At 62.0% G+C, this 23,457-nt stretch carries 19 protein-coding genes; 11 read left to right on the top strand and 8 right to left on the bottom strand.

The features are described from left to right. Positions 1 to 108: 108 nt before the first annotated feature. The gene (locus FW789_RS23780; RefSeq protein ID WP_446432131.1) at positions 109 to 2,085 is read right to left on the bottom strand and encodes a BCCT family transporter; all 1,977 of its coding nucleotides are present in this window, start codon (positions 2,083 to 2,085) and stop codon (positions 109 to 111) included. Between the two features lie 231 nt (positions 2,086 to 2,316). Here FW789_RS23780 and FW789_RS23775 point away from each other — a divergent pair, with 231 nt between their 5' ends. The 3 genes from FW789_RS23775 (at position 2,317) to FW789_RS23765 (ending at position 5,730) form a co-directional block, all read left to right on the top strand. Continuing rightward, positions 2,317 to 4,020, top strand: coding sequence for an amidase (locus FW789_RS23775; RefSeq protein ID WP_103437056.1), 1,704 nt, complete (start codon positions 2,317 to 2,319; stop codon positions 4,018 to 4,020). Positions 4,021 to 4,094: 74 nt separating this feature from the next. Continuing rightward, positions 4,095 to 4,799, top strand: coding sequence for a helix-turn-helix transcriptional regulator (locus FW789_RS23770; protein ID WP_411561806.1), 705 nt, complete (start codon positions 4,095 to 4,097; stop codon positions 4,797 to 4,799). 16 nt (positions 4,800 to 4,815) lie between these two features. After that, a complete protein-coding gene (locus FW789_RS23765) occupies positions 4,816 to 5,730 on the top strand; it encodes a pyridoxal-phosphate dependent enzyme (protein ID WP_446432130.1) in 915 nt (304 codons plus the stop codon). 78 nt (positions 5,731 to 5,808) lie between these two features. Here FW789_RS23765 and FW789_RS23760 read toward each other — a convergent pair whose 3' ends face one another. Next, a complete protein-coding gene (locus tag FW789_RS23760) occupies positions 5,809 to 6,081 on the bottom strand; it encodes a PepSY domain-containing protein (protein WP_101318720.1) in 273 nt (90 codons plus the stop codon). Positions 6,082 to 6,139: 58 nt separating this feature from the next. Continuing rightward, positions 6,140 to 6,349: an HVA1 family protein gene (locus tag FW789_RS23755; RefSeq protein WP_207073287.1), complete on the bottom strand. Its 210-nt coding sequence runs from the start codon at positions 6,347 to 6,349 to the stop codon at positions 6,140 to 6,142. A 207-nt stretch (positions 6,350 to 6,556) separates the two neighbouring features. Between FW789_RS23755 and FW789_RS23750 the strand changes: the two genes are divergently transcribed. Further along, positions 6,557 to 7,654, top strand: a complete 1,098-nt coding sequence (locus tag FW789_RS23750) for a carboxynorspermidine decarboxylase (RefSeq protein ID WP_446432129.1) — start codon at positions 6,557 to 6,559, stop codon at positions 7,652 to 7,654. 31 nt (positions 7,655 to 7,685) lie between these two features. After that, positions 7,686 to 8,930 carry a saccharopine dehydrogenase family protein gene (locus FW789_RS23745; protein ID WP_103437053.1) on the top strand — a complete coding sequence of 415 codons (1,245 nt, stop codon included), beginning with the start codon at positions 7,686 to 7,688 and terminating at the stop codon, positions 8,928 to 8,930. 57 nt (positions 8,931 to 8,987) lie between these two features. On the opposite strand, the gene mqo is transcribed toward FW789_RS23745, so the two are convergent. Continuing rightward, positions 8,988 to 10,640, bottom strand: coding sequence for a malate dehydrogenase (quinone) (mqo, locus tag FW789_RS23740; RefSeq protein ID WP_103437052.1), 1,653 nt, complete (start codon positions 10,638 to 10,640; stop codon positions 8,988 to 8,990). A gap of 235 nt (positions 10,641 to 10,875) precedes the next feature. Here mqo and FW789_RS23735 point away from each other — a divergent pair, with 235 nt between their 5' ends. From FW789_RS23735 to FW789_RS23720, 4 genes are all read left to right on the top strand, one after another. Then, entirely contained in the window at positions 10,876 to 12,660 is a 1,785-nt protein-coding gene (locus FW789_RS23735; protein WP_446432128.1) for a thiamine pyrophosphate-requiring protein, read from the top strand. Between the two features lie 137 nt (positions 12,661 to 12,797). Beyond that, complete coding sequence (locus FW789_RS23730; RefSeq protein WP_340610999.1) at positions 12,798 to 14,018, top strand: putative DNA modification/repair radical SAM protein; 1,221 nt, start codon at positions 12,798 to 12,800, stop codon at positions 14,016 to 14,018. Continuing rightward, the gene (locus FW789_RS23725; RefSeq protein ID WP_186699890.1) at positions 14,009 to 14,851 is read left to right on the top strand and encodes a TIGR03915 family putative DNA repair protein; all 843 of its coding nucleotides are present in this window, start codon (positions 14,009 to 14,011) and stop codon (positions 14,849 to 14,851) included. The genes FW789_RS23730 and FW789_RS23725 overlap by 10 nt, the downstream gene beginning before the upstream one ends. Before the next feature lie 164 nt (positions 14,852 to 15,015). Continuing rightward, on the top strand, positions 15,016 to 17,199 hold the full coding sequence (locus FW789_RS23720; protein WP_446432127.1) for a TonB-dependent siderophore receptor: 2,184 nt from the start codon (positions 15,016 to 15,018) through the stop codon (positions 17,197 to 17,199). A 61-nt stretch (positions 17,200 to 17,260) separates the two neighbouring features. Here FW789_RS23720 and FW789_RS23715 read toward each other — a convergent pair whose 3' ends face one another. Continuing rightward, positions 17,261 to 17,725 (bottom strand): hemerythrin domain-containing protein, encoded by a 465-nt coding sequence (locus tag FW789_RS23715; protein WP_186699886.1) that lies wholly within the window; start codon positions 17,723 to 17,725, stop codon positions 17,261 to 17,263. 203 nt (positions 17,726 to 17,928) lie between these two features. Here FW789_RS23715 and FW789_RS23710 point away from each other — a divergent pair, with 203 nt between their 5' ends. Both FW789_RS23710 and FW789_RS23705 read left to right on the top strand, forming a co-directional pair. After that, positions 17,929 to 20,358, top strand: coding sequence for a TonB-dependent siderophore receptor (locus FW789_RS23710; RefSeq protein ID WP_446432126.1), 2,430 nt, complete (start codon positions 17,929 to 17,931; stop codon positions 20,356 to 20,358). A 136-nt stretch (positions 20,359 to 20,494) separates the two neighbouring features. Continuing rightward, positions 20,495 to 20,698 carry a hypothetical protein gene (locus tag FW789_RS23705; RefSeq protein ID WP_186699881.1) on the top strand — a complete coding sequence of 68 codons (204 nt, stop codon included), beginning with the start codon at positions 20,495 to 20,497 and terminating at the stop codon, positions 20,696 to 20,698. 5 nt (positions 20,699 to 20,703) lie between these two features. Here FW789_RS23705 and FW789_RS23700 read toward each other — a convergent pair whose 3' ends face one another. The 3 genes from FW789_RS23700 to FW789_RS23690 form a co-directional block, all read right to left on the bottom strand. Further along, on the bottom strand, positions 20,704 to 21,528 hold the full coding sequence (locus FW789_RS23700; RefSeq protein ID WP_446432125.1) for a substrate-binding periplasmic protein: 825 nt from the start codon (positions 21,526 to 21,528) through the stop codon (positions 20,704 to 20,706). A gap of 148 nt (positions 21,529 to 21,676) precedes the next feature. Then, the gene (locus FW789_RS23695) at positions 21,677 to 22,417 is read right to left on the bottom strand and encodes an SDR family NAD(P)-dependent oxidoreductase (RefSeq protein WP_446432124.1); all 741 of its coding nucleotides are present in this window, start codon (positions 22,415 to 22,417) and stop codon (positions 21,677 to 21,679) included. A gap of 44 nt (positions 22,418 to 22,461) precedes the next feature. After that, complete coding sequence (locus FW789_RS23690) at positions 22,462 to 23,289, bottom strand: amidohydrolase family protein (RefSeq protein ID WP_340611008.1); 828 nt, start codon at positions 23,287 to 23,289, stop codon at positions 22,462 to 22,464. Between the last annotated feature and the right edge of the window lie 168 nt (positions 23,290 to 23,457).

Below are 23,457 nucleotides of genomic sequence, written 5' to 3'. Positions count from 1 at the left end.
GAAAGCGGATGGCCTGGCAACAACTCCTTTGGTTGGCTCCTCCCCCAACCGTTTGCCCCGCAGGCCTGGCCTGCGGGGCTTTTTTTGCGCCTGATTTCGACCAAGCCCTCAGCCAACCAGATGCAGATAATGCAGATGCCGCTCGAAGTGATCGAGAATGTCGCCGATCACCTCATCCTTGGACCAGCCCATCACGTCATGGTCCTGGCCGCCTTCACGCAGGTGCACCTCGGCGCGGAAGTACTTGCGCTCCTCGCCCGGCGGCGCATCGCTGGCGGTGACAAAGCTTGGCGTGGCATACGCCTGCGGCCTGATCTCGTAGACGAAGGTGCCCTCGCTCGGGCCGACCTTGAGCATCACGCTGCCCTCGCTGCCTTGCTCGACGCTGCAGTCATAACCCTGCCTGCGCCACTCATCAGCCACCGCCTCACATGCTGGCAGGCCAACGTCGGCGATAAACCGCGAGACGTGGGCACGCCGCGGGAACATCGCCAGGGTGCGCAGGCGCCGTTGCCAGTTACCGGCAGCACGCGAGGCTGTTGGCGAAATCGCCAGTGCCTGATAGCGCAGATCACGTTTGGTGGCGTCCAGCTTGAGCGCCTTGAGCAGCCCGCGGGTACTGAACAGCAGCGCCAGGGTGAACGGCAATGCACTGGCGATGGTTGCCGTCTGCAACGCCTTGAGGCCGTCGGCCAGCAACAGCGCAATCGCCACCAGACCCATGCTCGCCGCCCAGAACACGCGCTGGCGCAACGGGGTGTTCTCCTGCCCACCAGACGCCAGCATGTCCACTACCATCGCCCCGGTATCCGCCGAGGTGACAAAGAACACCACCACCATGATCACCGCCAGGGTGCTGATCACGCTGGCGAACGGGAAGTGTTCAAGGAAGGCAAACAGTGCCAGCGAGGTGTCCTTGTCGACCGCCATGGCCAGGTCAGTCAGGCCCTCGTCGAGGATCATGTGGATCGCGGTGTTGCCGAACACGGTCATCCACAGCAAGGTGAACGCAGTCGGTACGAGCAGCACGCCGGTGACGAACTCACGAATGGTCCGGCCACGGGAAATCCGCGCAATGAACAGGCCGACAAAGGGCGACCAGGCCAGCCACCAGCCCCAGTAGAACAAGGTCCACCCGCCGATCCAGTCGGTTGGCTGGTAGGCGTACAGGTTGAGTGTGCGGCTGACGATCTCGCTCAAGTAACCGCCAGTGTTTTGCACGAAGGTCTGCAGGATCAACACGGTCGGCCCCAGCAGCATGACCATCAGCAACAGCAGCACCGCCAAACCCAGGTTCAGCTCGGACAGGCGGCGGATGCCTTTGTCCAGGCCAGACATCACCGACAAGGTGGCGAGCAAGGTGGTGCCGATGATCAAGGCGATCTGCACCCCGGTCGACACCGGCACACCGAACAGCGCATTGAGCCCGGTATTGATCTGCGCCACGCCAAAGCCCAGCGAAGTGGCGACACCGAACACCGTACCGATGATGGCGAAGATGTCCACGGCATGCCCGAGCGGGCCATAGATACGCTCGCCAATCAGCGGGTACAGCGCCGAACGCAAGGTCAACGGCAAGCCTTGGCGAAAGCTGAAATAGGCCAGGATCAGCGCGACGATGGCATAGATTGCCCAGGCGTGCAGGCCCCAATGGAAGAAGGTGATGCGCATCGCCTCCCCCGCCGCCTGGACCGTGCCGCCGTCGCCAATGGGCGGCTTGAGAAAGTGCATGACCGGCTCGGCCACGCCAAAGAACATCAGGCCGATGCCCATGCCGGCCGAGAACAGCATGGCAAACCAGGTTGTGCTGCTGTAGTCGGGGGTGCTGTGGTCAGGCCCGAGCTTGATGTCGCCATAGCGGCTGATGCCGAGGAACACCACAGTGCCGAGGATGATTGCCACGGCTAGGATGTAGAACCAGCTGACGTTGCCGATGATCCAGCCCTGGATGTGCGCAAACAGGTTTTGCGCATGGGCCTGGAACACGCTCGCGTAAAGCACGAGCAGCAACAGCAGGACAGCAGAAATCCAGAAGACAGGGGGATTGATAGTAGCTTTTGGTGTTTTGTCAGGCGGTGTCGACATCAGAAAGTTGGCTCCAGCGTGGCGCATCGTGCGCACTTTTTTTCAGGTCAAGCGTAGACCGTGCATGGTTCGTCCGACAATGTCTGTAGGAAAACGATCAATGCTCAGGGAAAATAGGGCCAATAAATGCCGCCCTGCAACAATGCTTTTCCCCGCTGCAAGCCTGCTTCCCCCCAGTCCTTCTTGTACACTCGCGCCACTAGCCCCCACCTGTATACGTTTGGTGACAGCATGATTGAGGTAACCGAGGTTTCCATTGCCGAGCTGCGCGCCGCGCTCGAAGCTGGCCGCACCACAGCGGTCGAACTGGTCAAGGCGTACCTGGCACGCATCGATGCCTATGACACGGCCGACAGCGCCAGCGCGCTGAATGCGGTCGTGGTGCGCAACCCAGAGGCGATCGCCGAAGCCCAGGCGTCCGATGCTCGCCGTGCTCGTGGTGAAAGCCGCGGCCCGCTGGAAGGCATCCCCTACACCGCCAAGGACAGCTACCTGGTCAAAGGCATGACCGCCGCCTCCGGCAGCCCGGCGTTTGCCAAGCTGGTGGCGCAACGGGACGCCTTCACCATCGAGCGACTGCGCGCCGCCGGTGCGGTCTGCCTGGGCAAGACCAACATGCCGCCGATGGCCAACGGCGGCATGCAGCGCGGCGTGTATGGCCGCGCCGAGAGCCCGTACAACGCCGCCTACCTGACCGCACCGTTTGCCTCCGGCTCGTCCAATGGTGCCGGCACCGCCACCGCCGCGAGCTTCTGCGCGTTTGGCCTGGCTGAAGAAACCTGGTCCAGCGGCCGCGGCCCGGCCTCGAACAACGGCCTGTGCGCCTACACGCCGTCGCGCGGGGTGATCTCGGTGCGCGGCAACTGGCCGCTGACGCCGACCATGGATGTGGTGGTGCCGTTTGCGCGGACCATGCACGACCTGCTGGAAATCCTCGACGTGGTGGTGGCCGACGACGCCGACACCCGTGGCGATCTGTGGCGCCTGCAGCCGTGGGTGCCAATTCCCAAGGCATCGGCGGTGCGCCCGGCGTCTTATCTTGATCTGGCGCAGGATGCCAGCTCGCTGCAAGGCAAGCGCTTCGGCGTGCCACGCATGTACATCAATGCCGACGAACTCGCCGGCACCTCGGAAAAACCCGGCATCGGTGGCCCGACCGGCCAGCGTATCCACACTCGCCCAAGCGTCATCGCGTTGTGGCAGCAGGCACGCCAGGCGCTGGAAGCCGCCGGCGCCGAAGTGATCGAGGTGGACTTCCCGCTGGTGTCCAACTGCGAAGGCGATCGCCCGGGCGCGCCGACCGTGTACAACCGTGGCATCGTCAGCAAGGAGTTTCTCCACGACGAGCTGTGGGAGTTGTCCGGCTGGGCCTTTGACGACTTCCTGCGCGCCAACAACGACCCCAAGCTCAACTGCCTGGCCGATGTCGACGGGCCGCAGATCTTCCCGCACGACCCGGGCACCCTGCCTAACCGTGAAGACGACCTCGCGGCCGGCATGGACGAATACGTCAACATGGCCAAGCGCGGCCTCAAGAGCTGGGATCAGATCGACACCGTTGCCGATGGCCTGCGCGGCCTGGAGCAGACGCGCAAGCTCGACCTGGAAGACTGGATGGACCAGCTTGGCTTGCACGCCGTGCTGTTCCCGACGGTGGCCGATGTTGGCCCCGCCGATGCCGACGTCAATCCGGCCTCGGCCGACATTGCCTGGAGCAACGGCGTCTGGGTTGCCAACGGTAACCTCGCGATCCGCCATCTGGGCGTGCCGACCGTAACCGTGCCGATGGGTGTGATGGCCGATATCGGTATGCCGGTCGGGCTGACCTTTGCCGGCCGTGCCTACGATGACTCGGCCCTGCTGAGCTTCGCCTGTGCCTTCGAGTCGACCGGCTCGCGCCGCATCGTGCCGCCGCGCACTCCGGCACTGGGCTGAACCACGCGCTGCCGATTGACGCCCTCGCGATAATTCAACAAAATGTTAAAAATTGACATTTTGTTGAATTATCCATGCGCGCTGCACACATTCTTCGTGAACGCCAGATTGTCCTCTCCACGCTGAAAGCCGCCATCGCGGCAATCGGCAGCGTGGCCGGGCGCAATATGGAAATCCTCCTGCACGACCTCGACCAGCCCGAGCAATCGGTGGTGGCCATCGCCAATGGCCAGCTATCTGGGCGCGTAGTCGGCAGCCCGATCCTTGCCGCGCCGGAGCAGGACCAGGGCTTCAAGGCCCTGATGCAGGCGGCCAACCAGCCTGGCTGCGAGCCGGTGATCCTGCCCGACTACCCCACTGTGATCAAAGGCCGCACCCTGCGCAGCGCCACGGCGATCCTGCGCGACAGCGAAGGGCAGCCGTTCGCCAGCCTGTGCATCAACGTCGACAACAGTGGGCTGGATTCCGCCCTCGCCTTTCTCACTCAACTGCAGCCACTGACTGCCGCGCCACCTGCAGTGGCGGTGGTTGAGGACGCGGCCGACATGGCGCTGCTGATGACCCAGATCATCGACAGCGCCCTGGCTTCATCTGGTCAGGGCCGGCTCAACAAGCAGGCCAAGGTCGAGGCCGTGCGCCTGATGCAGGAGCGCGGCCTGTTCATCGTCAAGGGTGGGGTCGAGAAGGCCGCAGCCGCGCTCGGCGTGACCCGCTACACCGTTTACAACTATCTGGAGCAGCTGCGTGGCGAGCCCACTGCAGCGCCCCGCCAGCCATAATCCAGCGGAGATCAGCATGCCTTTGCACATCCAAACCCCCTTGATCGAATCGCGGCCGATGTCGCTCGCCGCTGGCCGTTCGATCTGGCTCAAGCTCGACGCCCTGCAGCCGTGCGGCTCGTTCAAGCTGCGCGGGGTTGGCCACGCCTGTGAGCTGCACCATGCTCGCGGTGCGCGTCACTTTGTATCTTCATCGGGCGGTAACGCCGGGCTGGCGGTGGCCTTTGCCGGGCGCAGTTTGGGCGTGCCGGTGACCGTGGTCGTCCCCGAGACCACCAGCGAGCGGGCCAGGCAGCTGCTGCGCCTGGAGGACGCCAAGGTCATCGTCCACGGCGGCTCCTGGCAGGAAGCCAACCAGCTGGCGCAAACCCTGGTCGGCGCCAATGATGCCTTCATTCATCCATTCGATGACCCACTGCTGTGGACCGGCCACGCCAGCCTGATCGACGAAGTCGCCGCTGCCGGCTGCAAGCCCGATGCGCTGATCTTGTCGGTCGGTGGTGGCGGCCTGCTCAGCGGCGTAGTCGAAGGCCTCAAGCGCAATGGCTGGGACGATGTGCCGGTACTGGCGGTAGAGACCACAGGCGCGGCGTCGTTTCACGCCGCAGTCGAGGCTGGTCACACGGTCGAGCTGCCTGCGCTAAGCTCCATCGCCACTTCCCTGGGCGCCAAGCGGGTTGCGGAGCAAGCGCTGGAATGCGCGCGCAGCCATACGGTTGAAAGCCATTTGGTCACGGACCGCGAGGCGCTGCAGGCGTGTGAGCGCTTCCTTGCCGATCACCGTCTGCTGGTCGAGCCGGCCTGCGGCGCGGCCTTGGCGCTGGCCTACAAAGCAGAGGCGCTGGGTAACTACCGCAAGGTGCTGGTGGTCGTGTGTGGTGGGGCTACGGCCACGCTTGACCAGATTCAGCTGTGGTTGGCTGCGCAGTAGCTCATTCCAAGCGCGTAAAAAAGCCCGTGACGAGCACGGGCCAAGAGCACCACCGCAGAAAACGTCAGTTACTGCCCATCAATGATCCATCTCGTCCTTGGTGACCTTGCCGCTGTACGGGTCAACATGGAAGTCGTACTTCATGCCATCAGCCTTGACGCCCTCGCCTTCCCAATGGCCGTCGTCGGCCTCGATCTTGGTGATCTGGGTGTAGCCGGCGGCCTTGAGGCTGGCTTCGGCCTGATCCTTGGTGACTTTCCAGTCGGCGCCAGGCTGGTCAGCCCAGGCTGCGCTTGCGCCCAATGCACCTACCAGAGCGAGACCTGTGAACAGTCGAGTCATCGATTTCATCGTTAACGTCCTTTTTGCATGAAGGTATTTGCTGCGACCGGTCGAGTACGGCGAAGGTTCACTCCTTGTGCAAGGCGTGTTCACGGTGCATCGCCAGGTGCCCGGTCTTGGCACTTTTGACCTCGTATTGCGGCTCATCCTCCGAGCAATGGCGCTGCCTGCCCATGAACTCGACATCGTGCAGATGCACCTTGGTCACCGTGCCGTGAATGACCCCAGCCTCGGAATTCCAGCGCACCGTATCGCCCACTTTGTATCTTGTGCTCATCGGTTAATGCCTCCTCACGACCGTCATATCTGTCTGTTTTACTAGGCCTCAGCTGCGGGAAATAATTCCTCGCCGTTCGCCCAATGGCGACAACAGGTGCAGGGCGACACACAACTCTGACGAAATGCGTCTACGACCCTTTCGATATGCGGCCAGTGAAGGCACAATGCGTGTCCTTTTTTTGGCCGGCCTGGCCGGGGGCCTTAAATGATCAAGACGCCGTACTACCTCATCGACAAACAGAAGCTGCTGGGCAACCTCGAGAAGATTGCCTACGTGCGCGAACACTCCGGCGCCAAGGCGCTGCTGGCGCTCAAGTGCTTTGCAACCTGGTCGGTATTCGACCTGATGCAGCAATACATGGACGGCACCACTTCGTCCTCGCTCTACGAGCTCAAACTGGGCCGGGAGAAGTTCGTCGGCGAAACCCACGCCTACAGCGTGGCCTGGGCCGATGACGAAATCGAAGACATGCTCGCCAACTGCGACAAGATCATCTTCAACTCGATCGGCCAGCTGCAGCGCTTTGCCGAACAGTCCGAAGGCAAGGTCCGCGGCCTGCGCGTCAACCCGCAGGTGAGCAGCTCCGATTATTTGCTGGCCGACCCGGCGCGCCCATTCAGCCGCCTCGGCGAGTGGGACCCGGAGAAGATCGAGCAGGTCATCGGCCAGATCTCTGGGTTCATGTTCCACAACAACTGCGAGAACGGCGACTTCAGCCTGTTCGACAAGATGCTTGCGCACATCGAAGAGCGCTTTGGCCATCTGCTGCACAAGGTCGAGTGGGTCAGCCTCGGTGGCGGTATCCACTTCACCGGTGCCGGCTATGCGTTGGACGAGTTCTGCGCGCGCCTTAAGGGCTTCTCCGAGAAGTACGGCGTGCAGGTGTACCTGGAGCCGGGCGAAGCCGCCATCACCCAGAGTGCCTCGCTGGAAGTGACCGTGCTCGACACCCTGTACAACGGCAAGAACCTGGCCGTGGTCGACAGCTCGATCGAAGCGCACATGCTCGACCTATTGATCTATCGCCTCGACGCCAAGATGGCCCCCAACGATGGCGCGCACAGCTACATGGTGTGCGGCAAGTCGTGCTTGGCCGGTGACATCTTCGGCGAGTACCAATTCGATCGTCCGCTGGCCATTGGTGATCGCCTGTCGTTCATCGACGCGGCCGGTTACACCATGGTCAAGAAAAACTGGTTCAACGGTTTGAAAATGCCATCCATTGTGGTCAAGCAACTCGACGGCAGCGTCGAAGTGGTCCGCGAGTTCGGTTTTGAAGACTACGTTTCCAGCCTGTCGTAAGTCAGGCCTTCAGTAAGGAGCAAGGGATAAATTGAAGAAGAACGTTCTTATCATTGGTGCAGGAGGTGTCGCCAAGGTGGTGGCCCACAAGTGCGCGCAGCATAACGACGAACTCGGTCGTATTGCCATTGCGTCACGGAACATCTCCAAATGCCAGGCCATCATCGACAGCGTCAAGGCCAAGGGCAGCCTCAAGGTTCCCGCCGATATCCACGCCTTCTCGCTAAATGCACTCGATATCGAGGCGACCAAGGCACTGATCCGCGAGACCGAATCGCAGATCGTGATCAACGTAGGCTCTGCATTCCTCAACATGTCGGTGCTGCGCGCCTGCATCGATACCGGCGTTGCCTATCTGGACACCGCCATCCACGAAGAGCCGGGCAAGATCTGCGAGACCCCGCCGTGGTACGGCAACTACGAGTGGAAACACCTCGAAGAATGCCAGGACAAGAACATCACAGCCATTCTCGGCGTCGGTTTCGACCCGGGTGTGGTCAACAGCTATGCCGCACTGGCACAGCAGCAATACTTCGACCAGATTGACTCGATCGACATTCTCGACGTCAATGCTGGCTCGCATGGCAAGTACTTCGCCACCAACTTCGACCCGGAAATCAACTTCCGCGAGTTCACCGGGCAAGTGTGGAGCTGGCAGAACAGCCAGTGGACCAGCAATACCATGTTCGAGGTCAAGCGCACCGACGACCTGCCGGTGGTCGGCTCGCAGAACCTGTACCTGACCGGTCACGACGAAGTGCACTCGCTGTCGAAAAACCTCGGCGTGCCCAACGTGCGCTTCTGGATGAGCTTCGGCGAGCACTACATCAACGTCTTCACCGTGCTGAAAAACCTTGGCCTGCTCTCAGAGCAACCGGTCAAGACCGCTGAAGGCCTTGAAGTGGTGCCGTTGAAAGTGGTCAAGGCAGTGCTGCCTGACCCGTCCTCGCTGGCGCCTGGCTACACCGGCAAGACCTGCATCGGTGACCTGGTCAAGGGCCGCAAGAACGGCCAGCCGCGCGAAGTGTTCATCTACAACGTGGCTGATCACGAAGAAGCCTACGCCGAGACCGACAGCCAGGGCATCTCCTACACCGCAGGCGTTCCGCCAGTGGCGGCGGCGTTGCTGGTTGCTCGCGGCGAATGGGACGTCAAGCGCATGGCCAACGTCGAGGAGCTGCCAGCCGAGCCGTTCCTCAAGGCGCTGGACGTGATGGGCCTGCCGACCCGTATCAAGGATGAACACGGCGATCGTCCCTGGGACGCTGAAGCCTAAGCAGTAACACGAAGGGGCGCCATGATGGCGCCCCTTCTGCATTGCAGGTTTTGCTGATCAGGGCTTGAGGTCAGGGTCAGTGGTCTGATGGTCCTGGCTGACCGGGTCGATATCATCCGGGTTGGCCGGGTCCTGACGCTTGTCGATGGCCGGTGGCGGGGTCAGCTGGAGAATCTCGCTGGTGTAGGCCCACTCCTCCTCGACCCGCTCGGGGCTGTCGTTCAGATGCGTGCCGTACGATGGGATGATCTGCTTGATCTTGTCCTGCCACGGCGCGCTCGCGAGTTTGTCCTTGAACACCTTGTTGAGCAAATCGAGCATGATCGGCGGCGCAGTCGAAGCGCCCGGCGATGCACCGAGCAGGCCGGCGATACTGCCATCCTTGGACGCGACCACTTCAGTGCCGAGCTTGAGCACCCCGCCCTGGTTTTCGTCTTTCTTGATGATCTGCACGCGCTGACCGGCCTGCCACAGGCGCCAGTCTTCTTTCTTCGCCTCGGGGAAGTAGGTCTGCAACGCTTCGAAGCGGTCGTCATCGGACTGCAGTACCTGGCCAATCAGGTACTGCACCAGGTCGAACTCACGCACGCCAACACGCACCATCGGCCAGGTGTTGTGCAAGCTCATGCTGGCCACAAGATCGAACAGCGAGCCCTGTTTGAGGAACTTGGTCGAAAAGGTCGCGAACGGGCCGAACAGGATCATCCGCTTGCCATCGAGCACACGGGTATCAAGATGCGGCACCGACATGGGCGGCGCACCGGTTGCAGCGATGCCGTAGGCCTTGGCCATGTGGCGCTCGGCGATAGCTGGATTGTCGGTCACCAGGAACGAGCCACCCACGGGGAAGCCTGCGTAATCCTTGGCCTCTTCGATGCCGGACTTCTGCAGCAGTGGCAGCGCTGCGCCGCCAGCACCGATGAACAGGAACTTGGCATCGGTGGCCGACTTGCTGCCATCCTTGAGGTTCTTGTACTCGACGTGCCAGGAGCCATCGTCGTTGCGGCTGATGTCCTGCACTTCGCTGGAGAGCTTGAGGCTGAAGTTTTCGCGTGACTGCAAATACCCTACGTACTGGCGGGTAATTTCACCAAAGTTGACGTCGGTGCCGAGCGGCGTCCAGGTCGCCGCAAGCTTCTGATTGGGGTCGCGCCCTTCCATCATCACCGGCACCCATTTTTTGATCTGGGCAGGGTCTTCGGAATACTGCATCCCCCTGAATAGCGGGCTGGCCTGGAGCGCGTCGTAGCGTTTTTTCAGGAAACGAATGTTGTCATCGCCCCAGACGAAACTCATGTGCGGCGTTGAATTGATGAACGAGCGTGGGTTTTTCAACACGCCGTTCTTGACCTGCCAGGCGAGGAACTGGCGAGTGATCTGGAACGACTCGTTGATTTCCACCGCCTTGGTGATGTCGATCTTGCCGTCTTTCTCGGGGGTGTAATTGAGTTCGGCCAGCGCAGAGTGCCCAGTGCCGGCGTTGTTCCAGCCGTTGGAGCTTTCTTCGGCGACCTTGTCCAGCCGCTCGACCATCTCCATCGACCAGCTCGGCTCCAGTTCGTTGAGCCAGATCGCCAGGGTCGAACTCATGATCCCGCCGCCAACCAGCAAGACGTCCACCCGCTTGGTTTCGGCAGCCTGGGCGTTGGCCAGCCCACAACTGAGGGTGAAACCTGCGAGCAGCAGTTTCGAGGTGTTCGTGATCGTCATGTGGTTCTCCAGCGAGGCCAGATGCGCCTCTGTCTGTAGGTGAATGAATAACCCAGCCTTATCAGTGTTAGCCCAGGTTGGGTGCTGCCTCCACTCAGGGGTGTCTGGTTTCGAGGCGAGCCAGGCGGGATCAGTTCAACCGAGTGTCCGGGGTCGCCTCTGGCCGGTTTAATCTGAACGCGCCGGGACAGGGCCAGTCCCAACCTTCATCCACGCATCAATGAAGGAGAAACCGATGGCCATCACCGTAAGTGACTTTCTCGTCGAGCGTTTGCGCCAGTGGGGTGTCACGCGCATCTTTGGCTACCCCGGCGACGGCATCAACGGCGTGTTCGGCGCCCTGCGTCGGGCCGGCTCGATCGAATTCGTGCAGTGCCGCCACGAAGAAATGGCCGCGTTCATGGCCAGCGCGCATGCCAAGTTCACCGGCGAGCTGGGGGTGTGCATCGCCACCTCCGGGCCCGGCGCCTCGCACCTGCTGACCGGTCTGTATGACGCACGCATGGACCACATGCCGGTCCTGGCCATCGTCGGCCAACAGGCACGCACGGCGTTGGGCGGGCATTACCAGCAGGAGTTGGACCTGGTGTCGATGTTCAAGGACGTCGCCGGCGCCTTTGTTCAGCAGGCCGCCGCGCCGTCGCAGGTGCGCCACCTGGTCGACCGCGCCGTGCGCACCGCCATCGGCGAGCGCAAAGTCACGGCATTGATCCTGCCCAACGACTTGCAGGAACTGGCTTATGAAGAACCAGCCCGGGCCCATGGCACGCTGCATTCGGGTATCGGCTTCAGTAAGCCGAAAGTAGTTCCGTACGATGCCGATCTGCAGCGCGCAGCCGATGCGCTCAATGCTGGCAAGAAAGTTGCGATTCTGGTCGGTGCCGGCGCCTTGCAGGCGGGTGAGCAGGTGCAGGCAGTTGCCGAAAAACTCGGTGCAGGTGTCGCCAAAGCCCTGCTCGGTAAAGCGGTCCTGCCTGACGACCTGCCGTGGGTCACTGGCTGCATCGGCCTGCTCGGCACCGAACCGAGCTTCAAGCTGATGGAAGAATGCGACACCTTGCTGATGATCGGCTCGGGCTTCCCCTACGCCGAGTTCCTGCCCAAGGAGGGCCAGGCTCGGGGCGTGCAGATCGACCTTGCCCCCGACATGCTCAGCCTGCGCTACCCAATGGAAGTGAATCTGGTCGGTGATGCCGCCGACACCCTCGCAGCCCTGCTGCCACTGCTGGAAGAAAAAAACCAACGCAGTTGGCAGCACAAGGTCGAAAGCTGGCGCAAGGATTGGGACAAGAAGCTGGCCAAGCGAGCGCTGACCTCGGCCGACCCGATCAACCCGCAGCGAGTGGTGCACGAATTGTCGCCACGCCTGCCCGACAACGCCATCATCACCAGCGATTCCGGCTCGTGCGCCAACTGGTTCGCCCGCGACCTGCAGATCCGTGAGGGCATGCAGTGCTCGCTCTCCGGCGGGCTGGCGTCTATGGGCGCAGCAGTGCCATACGCGATTGCCGCCAAGTTCGCCCATCCGGAGCGCAGCGTCATCGCCCTGGTCGGTGACGGCGCGATGCAGATGAACAACATGGCCGAGCTGATCACCGTGGCCAAGTATTGGCAGCAATGGGGCAATGGCCGCTGGATCTGCGCGGTGTTCAACAACCAGGACCTCAACCAGGTGACCTGGGAGCAACGGGTGATGGAGGGCGACCCGAAGTTCGCCGCCAGCCAGGACATCCCTGATGTGCCCTATCACCTGTTCGCCATTTCGATCGGCTTGAAGGGCATTTATGTAGGCCGTGAAGAAGACGTCGCGCCCGCCTGGGAAGAAGCGCTGGCCAGTGATGTGCCGGTGCTGATCGATTTCCGCACCGACCCGGATGTGCCCCCGCTGCCGCCACATATGACCCTTGAGCAGGCGAAGAAATTTGCCTCGGCATTGCTCCAGGGCGATCCCAATCAGGCCGGGATCATCAAGCAAACCGCCAAGCAATTGCTCAGCGGCGTACTGCCTAAACGCGATTGATGCCTACGGCCCTGAAGCCGCTGCGGCGCATTTGCCGCAAGGGCTTCAGGGCCATCTGACAATTGCCGACGGCCAACACTTGCAACCAGACCGATCTACAAATACTGTATGAATATTCAGTACATCGAGATCGACTAATGGAGCTCATCGCCAAGCTCGGCATCCTTGCTGACGCCGCCAAGTACGACGCCTCGTGCGCCAGCAGCGGTGCGCCCAAGCGCAGCTCGCGCGGCCGCGACGGGCTTGGTGCGACCAATGGCATGGGCATCTGTCACAGCTATACGCCGGATGGCCGCTGCGTCTCGCTGCTCAAGGTGCTGCTGACCAACTTCTGCCTGTACGACTGCCAATACTGCGTCAACCGCCGTACCAGTAACGTGCCGCGGGCGCGCTTCACGCCTGAAGAGGTGGTGCGGCTGACCCTGGATTTCTACCGGCGCAACTGCATCAGCGGGCTGTTTCTCAGTTCCGGCATCATTCGCTCGGCCGACTACACCATGGAGCAGTTGATCGAAGTTGCCCGGCTGCTGCGTGAAGAGCACGAGTTTCGCGGCTACATCCACCTCAAGACCATCCCCGATGCCGACCCGCTGCTGATCGAGCAGGCCGGCCGCCTGGCGGATCGGCTGAGCGTGAATGTCGAACTGCCTACTGATGAAAGCCTCAAGCGCCTGGCCCCGGAAAAACAGGGCCACACCATCCGCCAGGCCATGGGCACAATCCAGCGCGGCCAACAGGCCGTAGCCGGCGAGCCGCGGGCGCCGCGTTTTGCCCCTGCTGGGCAAAGTACCCAGGTCATTGTCGGCGCTGATGAGACCGATGACCGGACCCTGCTTGGCAATTCCGAATCGTTGTATCAGGGGTTTGGCCTCAAGCGCGTGTATTACTCAGCCTTCAGCCCGATCCCCGACAGCCCTGGCAGCGTGCCATTGGCCGCCCCGCCATTGCTGCGCGAGCACCGCTTGTACCAGGCTGACTTCCTCATGCGCGGTTATGGCTACAAGGCTGGCGAGCTGCTCAGCCAGGCCGGCAACCTGGATCTGGATATCGACCCCAAGCTGGCCTGGGCGCTGTCCAACCGCGAGGTGTTCCCACTGGACCTCAACCGCGCCGAGCCCGCCTTGCTTGCGCGGATTCCCGGCATCGGCCTGCGCAGTGTCGAGCGCCTGGTAGCGCTGCGCCGGGAGCGGCGTATCCGTTATGACGACCTGATTCAGCTGCGCTGCGTACTCGACAAGGCGCGGCCTTTCATTGTCACCAGCGACTATCGCCCGGCGCAGGCCGATTTGCGCAGCGGCCTGCTGCGTGCGCGCCTGCGCGAACCGCAAGCGCCAGTGCAGATGGGCCTGTGGGGATGATCGCGCTCGACTGCGACCAGCAATTCAGCCTCTGGCGCGAACAGGCGCGCGCGCTGCTCGGGCATGGCATCGACCCCGCCGACGTCACTTGGGCGCAAGGGCCGATGGACGATCTGCTGGCAGTGCCGGCGCCCCTGCCAGAGGGCCCGGGGCCGTTTCGGGCAAAGGTGCCAGCGGCGTTGCTGGCGCAGCTGGAACAGGCCTCGCGCTACTGCGGCGAGCAGCGCTGGAACCTGTTGTATGAAGTGCTCTGGCGGGTCGCCCATGGCGATCGTACCGCCATGCTCCCCGGCGACCGCCTCGGCAGCGAGCTGCACCGGCGGATCAAGCAGGTCAGCCGCGAAGCCCATCACTTGCATGCGTTTGTGCGCTTCGTGCCGCTGCCGGCAGCACTGGCTGCGCAGCTGCAACTGGACCTGGTCGCCTATCATCAGCCGGCCCACGACATTCTTGAAAGTGCCAGCGGCCACTTTGCCGAACGCCTCGGCCGCCAGCGCTGGTTGATCGCCACCGACCGCGACGGCATTCGCTTCGACGGCCATACACTAGACTACCGGCGCCACTGCCCCGAGCCCTGGCGGCAATGGGCGCAGCACGCCGACGACCCCGGTGCGGATCTGTGGCGCACCTACTACCGGCACATCTTCAATCCGGCCCGGCTCAACCCCGATGCAATGCGCATGCACATGCCGGGCAGGTTCTGGCGGCACTTGCCCGAAGGCATGCTGATCCCGCAACTGATGGGCCAGGCCCGCCAAGGCAAGCAGCGCGATGGCCAGGCGCTGGAAGTTGCCCAGCAGGCCGGCAAGCGTATCGGCAAAGCCAGAGACTGAGCCAGTCGCCGCAGTTACTGAACCCGCCAGTCCGGCAAATGTGAAAAATTCATTGGATTTTTTCCGAGTGTGGCTATTTCCGTTCGGAAAATTCTGACAAACTAATTGTTAATGTTTCTCATACGCAGAATCATTTACAAATAGAACGTCAGGAATCGTTTGCCATGTCTTGCCCTACTCCGCAACGTCGTTTCAGCCCGTCGCGTACTCTCTTGGCTTCCGCCATCTGCATGGCCAGCATGGCCCATGCCGTAGCCGAAGAAGCCGTCAAGCCCAAGGATGGGGCGCAATCGACTGTCATGGAATTAGGCGCAACCGAAGTCAGCTCGGAGCGGCTGGGCAGTACCACCGAAGGCTCCCGCTCCTACACCACCGGTGCCATGGCCACGGCGACCAAACTGCCGCTTACCATGCGTGAGACGCCACAGGCGGTCACGGTGATTACCCGCCAGCGCATGGACGACCAGGCGATGACCAGCATCAATGACGTGGTCAAGGCCACGCCGGGGCTGTTCCTCAACTTCTCCAGTGGCCCTGGCCGGCAGACCTATACCGCGCGTGGCTTCGACATCGACAACATCATGTATGACGGCATCCCCAGCGGTTACTCGGGCTGGACGGCCGGGGTGCAGCCAAACCTGGCGATGTTCGACCGGGTTGAAGTAGTACGCGGCGCTACAGGTTTGGTGACCGGCGCGGGCAATCCGTCGGCGGCGATCAACATGGTGCGCAAGCGGCCCTTGGCCGAACAGAAAGTCACCCTGACCGGCGCTGCCGGCAGCTGGGACGACTACCGCGGCGAGGTCGATGCCTCCAGTCCGCTCAACGACAGCGGCACCTTGCGCGGCCGAGTGGTCACCTCCTACCGCGACGCCAACAGCTTTGTCGACGATGCCGAAGAAAGCCACGGCCTGTTCTACGCGGTGACCGAAGCGGACCTCAGCGACGACACCACGCTGACCGTGGGCCTGTCTCACCAGAAGGACAAGACCAACTACTTCTGGGGTTCTTCGATGGTTGGCCTTGATGGCCACCACCTCGACCTGCCGCGCTCGTACAACCCGAGCACCGACTGGGAGAACAAGGACCAGGAAATCAACACGGTGTTTGCCGAGCTGCGCCAGCGCCTGGCCAATAACTGGAAGCTGCAGGTCAATGCCAACTATGCCGAGCAGAACGCGCTGTTCTCGGGGTCGTACCAGTCGCGTTGGGACGGCGCAACCCTACAGCGTACGGTTTATCAGTCCAAGCACGATGAAAACCAGGCGGGGGTGGACGCATTTGCCAGCGGCCCGTTCCAGGCGCTGGGGCGCAGTCATGAACTGGTGGTTGGTACCAGCCGCCGCATCTACGACATGACCAACCACAATTACAGCCCGTACTCTATGGTCTGGCCCATCGATGCGGGTAAACCGAATTTCCTGCATACCGCCGATGACCGTGCTGTCACTACCCAGGACGGCGTGTACATGACCACCCGCCTGAGCCTGGCCGACCCGCTCAAGCTCATCCTCGGCGGCCGGCTGGACTGGTATGACTACGATGACAAGGATGGCCAGGGCGATTACAAGGTCACCCGCAACGTGACCCGCTATGCCGGCCTGATCTACGAGCTCAATGACAATCACTCGGTGTATGTCAGCTACAGCGATATCTTCCAGCCACAGACCGAGCGCGGCTCGAGCAATTCGCCGGTGCGTCCGATTGAAGGCAAGAACTACGAGGTTGGTATCAAGGGCGAGTACTTCAACGGTGCCCTGAACGCCAGCCTGGCGGTATTCCGCGTCGATCAGGAGAACCGTGCGGTGGAAGTGCTCGACCGTACTGTCTGTTCGTCGACTCAGCTTACCTGCTACGAAGCCTCTGGCGAGATCCGCAGTCAGGGTATCGACATGGAGCTGCAAGGCGCACTCACCGACAACTGGCAGATCGGCGGCGGTTACACCTATGCTCGCACCCATACCACCAAGAATGCCGCGCAGCCGGCGCTGGTCAACAAGCAGTTCGACACGGACACCCCTGAGCATCAGTTCAAGATCAGCACGACCTACCGCTTCCAGGGCCCTCTGGAAAAACTGCGAGTCGGCGGCAGCGTCAACTGGCAGAGCCGGATGTACAACGACATCGCGCTGGCCGACGGTGGCAACTACCGGCTTGAACAAGGTGCCTATGCAGTCACCGACGTGATGGCCGGCTATCAGGTCAACCGCAACCTCGACCTGCAGCTCAATGCCAACAACATCTTTGACCGCAAGTACTACTCGGCCATTTCGCAATCCTGGCAATACGGCGGCGATGTCTATGGCGCGCCGCGCAACATGATGCTGACTGCCAAGTACAGCTTCTAAATCAGAGCGTGAAGAGCCAGCCGCCAAGGTTCACTTGGCGGCTGGCTCTTCGTACGTTGCCTCAAGCGACGCGATGATCGTCTTTGATCAGTTTTTTCTGCGCCTGCATGGCCTCGCCCAATTGCTCCAGGGTCGCCTTGTCGAGCAACTCCTTGGCCCGCGGGAACATGTCCGACTCCTCCTCCTCGATGTGATGCTCGAGCAGCTCCTTGAGCACCTTCATTCGCCCGGAAAACTCCAGGGTTTCGGGTGGCGTCTTGAGCAGGTCAGGCAATACCAGCGCATCCACCGTACGGTGCTCCTCCTTGGCCTCGTGGTACATTTTGGCGTCTTCCTTGTCGCCGGCCTGGGTCAGTGCAGGGTAGAAGATCTCTTCTTCGATAGTGGTATGCGCCTGCAGCTCCAGCTCGATCCGCGCCAACAGCTCGGTGCGTTTTTTCAATGCCCGTTCAGTGGTGTTGGACAGCTCTTCGAGCAGCTTTTTCACTGTCTTGTGGTCTTGTTCCAGCAGTTCGATAGCGTTCATTCAGCACCTCATCAGTACCCGGTTGGAATCACGGCGTCGCGTAGGATTGAGTTGCTCGTGCTGGCCAGGTTCCATCCGTTTGCCAAACGGCAATCGCTGCTGAAAAAAATCTCGGCCTGGATGATAGGTTTTCTCATTCCCATTCGACTTACTCAGCGAAGGGCAGATAAGCCCGCCTGCCACCCACAACGAGATTTCACGCCATGACCGCCCCTTTCCCGGTTGGCCGCCTCAGCGCCAGCCTTCGCAGCGCCCTGCTCCTCTCCACCCTGCTTGGGCTGGGCCTAGCCATGCCCGCCAAGGCCGCCGACAGCAGCGTGCGCGATTACCACATCCAGGCCGGTGACCTGGGCACTGCGCTGACCCGTTTCGCTGCTGAAAGCGGCGTGGTGCTGTCGTTCGACCCAGCACTGACGCGGGGTCAGGCTACGGCTGGCCTGGATGGCAGTTTTGCTGCCGATCAAGGCCTGCAACGACTGTTGCTCAATTCCGGCCTGCAAGCGGTGCGCGAGGGCGACGGTCGTTACTCGCTGCAACCGATCGCACAGGACGGCGCGGCCTTGGAGCTGGGCGCGACCGAAGTGATATCCAATCAGCTGGGTACCGTCAGCGAAGGCACCGGCTCGTACACCCCAGGCTCGATCGCCACCGCCACCCGGCTGGTACTGACCCCGCGCCAGACGCCACAGTCGATCACCGTGGTCACCCGTCAGCACATGGATGACTTCGGCCTCAACAGCGTCGACGACGTCATGCGTCACACCCCGGGCATTACCGTTTCAGCCTTCGACAGCGAGCGCAGCAACTACTACGCGCGCGGCTTTTCGATCAACAACTTCCAGTACGACGGCATCCCCTCGACCGCGCGCAACGTCGGCTATTCAGCCGGCAACACCCTCAGTGACATGGCCATCTACGACCGCGTCGAGGTGCTCAAGGGCGCGACTGGCCTGCTCACCGGCGCAGGCTCGCTGGGTGCGACCATCAACCTGGTGCGCAAAAAGCCTACGGCTGACTTCCAGGGCCACGCGACGCTGGGCGCAGGCTCGTGGGACAACTACCGCAGCGAGCTGGACGTCAGCGGCCCGCTCAACGACAGCGGCAACGTGCGTGGGCGAGCGGTAGCGGCCTATCAGGACAAGCACTCGTTCATGGACCGCTACTCGCGCAAGACCCCGGTGTACTACGGCATCCTCGAGTTCGACCTGTCGCCAGACACCCTGCTCACCGTCGGCGGCGACTATCAGGACAGCCTGCCCAAGGCCTCGTCGTGGTCAGGCAGCTTCCCCCTGCTCAACGCCCAAGGCCAGCACAACAACATCTCGCGCTCGTTCAACAATGCGGCTGACTGGAGCAGTTGGGAGCAGTACACCCGCACCGTGTTCGCCATGCTCGAGCACAACTTCGACAACGGCTGGGTGAGCAAACTGCAGGTCGATCACAAGATCAACGGCTACCACGCGGTGATGGGCACCATCCAGGGCACCACGCCGAATGCCGACGGCACCTCGGCGATCGTCCCCGGCAAGTTCACCGGCGAGACTGTCAGCGACTCGGCCGACCTGTATGCCTCCGGCCCGTTCAGCCTGTTTGGGCGTGAACACGAACTGGTGGTCGGCGGCTCCATCGCCCACTCCAACTGGGATGGCAAAGGCTACTGGAACTACACCCTGCGCGAGCCCAACGTGGTCGACTTCAACAACTGGCACGGCAACATTGCCGAGCCAGATTGGGGCAGGCCTTCGCAGCGCACCGACGATACCGTGCGCCAAACCGGCGCTTACTTCACCACGCGGCTGAACGTCACCGACGACCTGAAAGTGCTGCTCGGCGGTCGGGTGGTCAACTACACCATCAGTGGCCTCGACCCGACCTACAAGGAAAGCGGCCGCTTCGTACCCTACGTCGGCGCCATCTACGACCTCAACGACACGTACTCGGTGTACGCCAGCTACACCGATATCTTCATGCCGCAGGAAGCCTTCAACCGCGATCGCGACAACAAGATGCTCGAGCCGGACGAAGGCCAGAACTACGAGATCGGCCTCAAGGCCGAGTTTCTCGACGGTCGTCTGAACGCCAGTGCTGCGTACTTCGAAGTGCACGAGGACAACCGCTCGATCTCCGATGACGAATACAACGACCGCGTGCCAACACCGAACAACTATGCCTTCAAGGGCACCCAGGCTGTCACCAAAGGCTACGAAATCGAAGCGTCCGGCGAGCTTGCGCCGGGCTGGCAGGTCCAGGCCGGCTACAGCCACAAGATCGTGCGTGATGACAACAACCTGAAGATTTCCACCTTCGAACCGGAAGATCAGGTCACCCTGTACACCAGCTACAAGCTGACCGGTGCACTCGACAAGCTGACTATCGGCGGCGGCGCGCGCTGGCAGAGCGTGGCCTGGCAGGACATCTACAACACGCCGCAGGCACGCTACGAAGAGTTTTCGCAGAAGGCCTACTGGCTGGTCGATGCCATGGCCCGCTACCAGTTCACCAAACAGCTGTCGGCGACCGTCAACGCCAACAACCTGTTCGACAAGAGCTACTACACCAACCTTGGCTTCTACAAAGCGGGCGCCTATGGCGAGCCGCGCAACTACATGCTGACCACCCGCTGGGACTTCTGAGCGCGACCTGAGCACGTGGCGCCCAAAACGGGCGCCCTTGCAGCAGGCTGCCGTCGGTCGCCCAAGCATGAGCCTGCTTGCACCCTTGCATGATGCAGACTAATAGTTAAAGCATCTGCCTGGGGAGGCGCTCAACATGCAGCCGCGTTTTGTGGTGATTCCAGCTGTGCCAAAAGAAAAACCGTGCCCTCAGCACGGTATTGGGTTCTACACGGGGGCTGTCTGCAACGGCTTCAACCTGTACGACAACGTTGAAAAGCTGCGATTGCAACTGACCTTCAATCAGCGAGCTGAGGCTGAAGCGGAGTGCTCGCGGCTTAACGTGAGTGCGCCTGGCTGAAACGTTCAGAGCTTGCCAGGCAACGGTCCGGTCTCGTTCTGACTGCGCCAACGCTGCAGGTTGTGCATGACCCACTGCGCGGGCAACGGCCCGGCGGCCACCTCTCGCATGCTCGCCGCCAGCTGCTGGCGCAGCTCGGCCACGTTGCATGGCGCATTGTGCGACACGGCCAGGTACAAACCCTCGGCAGATACCGGCGGCTCAAGCATCTGCAGCTTGTGCTCCACACCCAGCGTGCGCGCCAGTGCCATGCCGGGATAGCGTTCGAACAGCACATAGTCGTTACGTTTGTGCAGCAGCTTCTCGAACGCCTGGTGGGCGCTGGGCACGGCTTCCAGATTGAGATTGGCGCTGGCGTAGTCATCGAACGCCTGGCCGTGGCTGTTGTTGACCAGGGTGCCACCACTGCGACCTTTCAGGTCGTCCCATTTGGCGTAGGCAAAGCCGTCATCACGACGGACCCAGATCATACTGGCGGTGGTCAGAAAGGCCGGCTTGATGAAGTCCATGGTCTGTTCGCGCGTTTGCGTGATGAACAGACCGGCAAGCAGGTCGATACGGCCGTTGCGTACCTGCTCCTGCGCCCGCGACCACGGCCCGCTGTAAACCACGGCGATGTCGATGCCCAGTTGCCTGGCGACATGCTGGAGCAAGTCGACATTGGCGCCGACCAGCACTGCCGGGTTGTGCGGGTCGCGCCACAGGTACGGTGGGTATTCCGGATTACCGGTAGCGGTCAGGTGCCGACAATCGTCCGCTGCCATGGCAGCCATCGGCAGCAGCAGAATCAGCGACAACAGGCAGCATCGCCAGCGACAGCGTTCGAGCATTGGCGACCCTCGGCAAGGATAACGGTGCGTCTGCCCAGCAATCCCAGCAGACTGACGACGCCCCGTCAGTCTGACCCAGAATTGCCCGGGCGCCAATGCGCGCGTGGCGGGTTTGCATGCCGCAAGTCAATCGTTGGCAACAATCCCGTCAATAGGTGGCTCGGCCGCCACTGAGGTCGAACACGAAGCCGGTGGTGAAGCTGCACTCTGGGCCGGCGATCCAGGTGACCATGTTGGCGATTTCTTCGGCCTTGAGGAACCGCCCCATGGGGATCTTGGCCTTGCTCGCGTCGATGTGCTCTTGGGTCATCTCGGCCATCAGTGGCGTCTCGACCATGGCAGGTGCCACACAGTTGAGCAGCACCCCGTCCTGCGCCAGCTCCTTGGCTGCAGCCTTGGTGAAGGCGATCACACCAGCCTTGGCCGCGGAATAGCCGGAAATGTACTGCACGCCATCCTTGCCGGCCATCGAGGCGATATTGACGATGCGCCCGTAGCCGCGTTCGCGCATATGCGGGATGACCGTGCGGCAGCAATAAAACACGCCGTTCAGGTCAATCGCGATGACCTTGTCCCAGGCTTCTACCGGATACTCCCAGGACGGCAGTACCGGGCCGTTGATGCCGGCGTTGTTGACCAGAATATCGACCCGGCCCAGTTGCTCGATCAGTTCGGCAAAGGCCGCCTCGACTGAGGCCAGCGAGGCGACATCGACGGCCTGGCACATTGCTGGCTCGAAGCCAGCGGCAGTGCTGTCCCAGCTATCCACTGCCAGGTCCCAGATGACGATACGGGCGCCTTCGGCATACAGCCGGCGGGCAATGGCCAGGCCGATGCCGCGCATGCCACCGGTCACAATCGCGGTTTGTCCTTCGAGGTGCAGGCTCACGGTGTTGCTCCTTGGTTGAGATAACAGGCGGTGATGGCCGCGGCTCAGGTAAAGCCGAACAGCCGCCGTGGGGTGTCCCACATGATCTCGCGGCGCAGCTGCGGGTCTGGCATCAGGCGCTCGGCAAGCTTGAGCAGCGGGCCGTAGTCGATCCGCGAGGACTGACGAATGAACGGCCAGTCCGAGCCCCATACGCAGGCGTGTGGGCCGAATGCCTCGATCAAGGCCTGCACATAGGCATGGCTCTGGGCGTGCAAGGCATCGGCCGCGGCAAACTTCTGCATACCCGACAGCTTGACGCTGGCGCGCCCGGAACGCGCCAGCTTGAGCAACGCCTGAAAGCCCGGCTGCCCTACCCCAGCCGCCGCGTTGGGCCGGCCACAGTGGTCAATCAGCAGGCGCACAGGGCTACGTTCGAGCAGCCCGTGCAGCTCCAGCAACTGGTCATCACACACCTGAATCTGGGCAAACATGCCCAACTCGGCCAGCTTGGCCAGACGTGCTTCGGCACCATCCATGGTTTGCAGGCCGTACAGCGCCGGGTTGAAGGCAACCCCAACTACGCCTTGGGCCTGCAGCGCAGCCAAGGCGTCGAGGCTGATAGCGTTGTCGACCACGGCAATGCCCTTGAAACGGCCCTGACCAGCTGCCAATGCCGCCAACAGACAACGGTTGTCGGTGTGATAGCCACTGTTGGGGCCGACCAGTAAGGCATTGCATACGCCGTAGGCAGCCATGACCTCTTCCCACTGCGTCAGCGTGGCCACTTCCTGGCCGGAGGGCGCATACGGCGCATCGGGGTGATAGGGGTAAGCTACTGGGTCAAACAAATGGTTATGGCAGTCGATCTTTGGCTCGTCGAAAATGCTCATCTTTTTCTCCTTCGAGACGCCCCGGCGCGGGCCCGAAAATCTTGGTATTGTCGCCACTAACAGACTTGAAATTGCGTTTGGTTCGGGTACGTCGGGGGGCGCTGCGCACCCCTTTCGCGACACAAGGCCGCTCCACAGAAACAGCGCACTAGCGGCTTTCACAGTCAC

It is taken from the genome of Pseudomonas sp. 1121_17 (genome assembly GCF_052850745.1).
This window is presented reverse-complemented; position numbering and strand designations above follow the sequence as displayed.

Coding starts and splice junctions, on each gene's coding strand:
- FW789_RS23780 (WP_446432131.1), bottom strand. CDS start 2,085: ATGTCGACACCGCCTGACAAAACACCAAAAGCTACTATCAATCCCCCT.
- FW789_RS23775 (WP_103437056.1), top strand. CDS start 2,317: ATGATTGAGGTAACCGAGGTTTCCATTGCCGAGCTGCGCGCCGCGCTC.
- FW789_RS23770 (WP_411561806.1), top strand. CDS start 4,095: ATGCGCGCTGCACACATTCTTCGTGAACGCCAGATTGTCCTCTCCACG.
- FW789_RS23765 (WP_446432130.1), top strand. CDS start 4,816: ATGCCTTTGCACATCCAAACCCCCTTGATCGAATCGCGGCCGATGTCG.
- FW789_RS23760 (WP_101318720.1), bottom strand. CDS start 6,081: ATGAAATCGATGACTCGACTGTTCACAGGTCTCGCTCTGGTAGGTGCA.
- FW789_RS23755 (WP_207073287.1), bottom strand. CDS start 6,349: ATGAGCACAAGATACAAAGTGGGCGATACGGTGCGCTGGAATTCCGAG.
- FW789_RS23750 (WP_446432129.1), top strand. CDS start 6,557: ATGATCAAGACGCCGTACTACCTCATCGACAAACAGAAGCTGCTGGGC.
- mqo (WP_103437052.1), bottom strand. CDS start 10,640: ATGACGATCACGAACACCTCGAAACTGCTGCTCGCAGGTTTCACCCTC.
- FW789_RS23735 (WP_446432128.1), top strand. CDS start 10,876: ATGGCCATCACCGTAAGTGACTTTCTCGTCGAGCGTTTGCGCCAGTGG.
- FW789_RS23730 (WP_340610999.1), top strand. CDS start 12,798: ATGGAGCTCATCGCCAAGCTCGGCATCCTTGCTGACGCCGCCAAGTAC.
- FW789_RS23720 (WP_446432127.1), top strand. CDS start 15,016: ATGTCTTGCCCTACTCCGCAACGTCGTTTCAGCCCGTCGCGTACTCTC.
- FW789_RS23715 (WP_186699886.1), bottom strand. CDS start 17,725: ATGAACGCTATCGAACTGCTGGAACAAGACCACAAGACAGTGAAAAAG.
- FW789_RS23710 (WP_446432126.1), top strand. CDS start 17,929: ATGACCGCCCCTTTCCCGGTTGGCCGCCTCAGCGCCAGCCTTCGCAGC.
- FW789_RS23705 (WP_186699881.1), top strand. CDS start 20,495: ATGCAGCCGCGTTTTGTGGTGATTCCAGCTGTGCCAAAAGAAAAACCG.
- FW789_RS23700 (WP_446432125.1), bottom strand. CDS start 21,528: ATGCTCGAACGCTGTCGCTGGCGATGCTGCCTGTTGTCGCTGATTCTG.
- FW789_RS23690 (WP_340611008.1), bottom strand. CDS start 23,289: ATGAGCATTTTCGACGAGCCAAAGATCGACTGCCATAACCATTTGTTT.